Origin of the sequence: Streptomyces cinereospinus (genome assembly GCF_042430725.1) — a bacterium.
Classification (GTDB): domain Bacteria; phylum Actinomycetota; class Actinomycetes; order Streptomycetales; family Streptomycetaceae; genus Streptomyces; species Streptomyces cinereospinus.
Map to the genome: position 1 here is coordinate 1 of NZ_JBHMCY010000171.1, position 1,562 is coordinate 1,562.

The 1,562-nt window shown below is 72.1% G+C and carries 1 protein-coding gene; it reads right to left on the reverse strand.

Going from position 1 to position 1,562, the window contains the following annotated elements:
* Window positions 1-473: 473 nt before the first annotated feature.
* Window positions 474-1,382: a fumarylacetoacetate hydrolase family protein gene (locus tag ACFF45_RS35340; RefSeq protein ID WP_381351136.1), complete on the reverse strand. Its 909-nt coding sequence runs from the start codon at window positions 1,380-1,382 to the stop codon at window positions 474-476.
* Window positions 1,383-1,562 lie beyond the last annotated feature (180 nt).

Sequence of the window (1,562 nt, forward strand, 5' to 3'; positions counted from 1 at the left end):
CAGGTGCCGGGCCAGCTCGACCTGCGACAGCGGGTCGCCGGCCCGCAGGTCGCCGTGCATGATCGCCCGCCGCAGCGCGTGGTGGGCTCTGCTCACCTCGTCGGGGTGCGCTCTGCTCATGTCGTCGAGGTGCGCGAGCTTGTTCGCCACCTCAGCTGACTGTGCTGTCATCGGCTGCCGGCCTTTCACGCGTCTTCATGGAGCGTCCGGACGAACCCCAGAAACCGCCCGGACGAGCTGCACGTACCACCGTAACCGACGCCCTTCGCGGGTCTGCCGACACTTTCGCGGCCCGACCGGCACGGGACGGCGGCTCACGCGCGCCTGGACAGCCGACCTTCCGGCACGGAGGCAGATCGCGCGTCGGCAGGCCGGAGAAGGAATGTCGACACTTCAGCCGGGTGGGGGCGGAGCGTGCGGGGTGCGGACGGTGGGCCGGAGCCCTCTAGAGCGATCCGGCCCACCGGGTGGGGTCACCGCCGTGCGGAAAGCCCGGCGCCGATCCCGTCGTACGGCCGGTGACGGGCGGGGGAGCCGCCGGCCGTACGACGGTCGTCGCCCACCACGGTGTTGCGCACCACCCCCAGGCGTTCCACCTCCACCTCGACCGTGTCTCCGGGCTGCAGCAGCCGCGGGGGCTTGCGGCCGTAGCCGACTCCCGCCGGGGTGCCGGTGGCGAGGAGGTCACCGGGGCGCAGGGTCAGGGTGTGGGACACCAGGGACAGCGTCTCCCCGACCGGGTAGATCATCTGGTCGGTGGTGGCGTCCTGCATGGTCTCGCCGTTGACGCGGGTCCGCAGCCGCAGCCCCTGCCGGAGGTCGCCGACCTCGGCGGCCGGCACGATCGGGCCGATCGGCCCGGACCGGTCGCCGTTCTTGCCCAGGGTCCACTGGGAGGTGAGCTTCTGCGCCCTGCGCGAGGTGAGGTCGTTGAAGGCGGAGTAGCCGACGACCGCTGCCAGGGCTTCCTCGGGGGAGGCGTCGACGAGCGGTGCTCCGACCCAGGCGACGACCTCGCCCTCCCAGTCCAGGCCGTCCTCGCTGGAGGGCACGGGGACTGTCGCCCCGTCCACGGTCAGGGACTGCGGCCACCGCCCGAAGAGTGTCGGGTACGCCGGCAGTTCCTGGTCGCGGTAACTGCCTTCCGCGACGTGCTGGAGGTAGTTGAGCCCGACGCAGAAGACCCGCGCGTCCGGGAGCACGGGGGGAACCCGCTCGACCGACTCGGTGGACAGCGTCGGGCCGGTGGGCGGCCGCGAGAGGTGCCCCGCGGGATCGGCCCAGAAGTCCGCGAGTGAGGCGATCACGGTGACTGCGTCGTCCTGTTCGGCCAGGGCCGCGACCTCCACACCGGAGCCGCCGTGCGCTCGCCTGACACCCACGATTCTCACTGTCTTTCCTTTCCGCTCTCCGAGGACCGGCCCCGGAAGTCTTCTCTCGTCATCGCTGGTACGCCGGATGCGGCGGGCCAGCCGCTCAAGCGGTGCCGCCTCCGGGCGAGCCGGTGTCCGCGCCGGACGAGCCGGTGTGGTCGTGTTCGAGGTGGTGCTGGATGAGCAGGT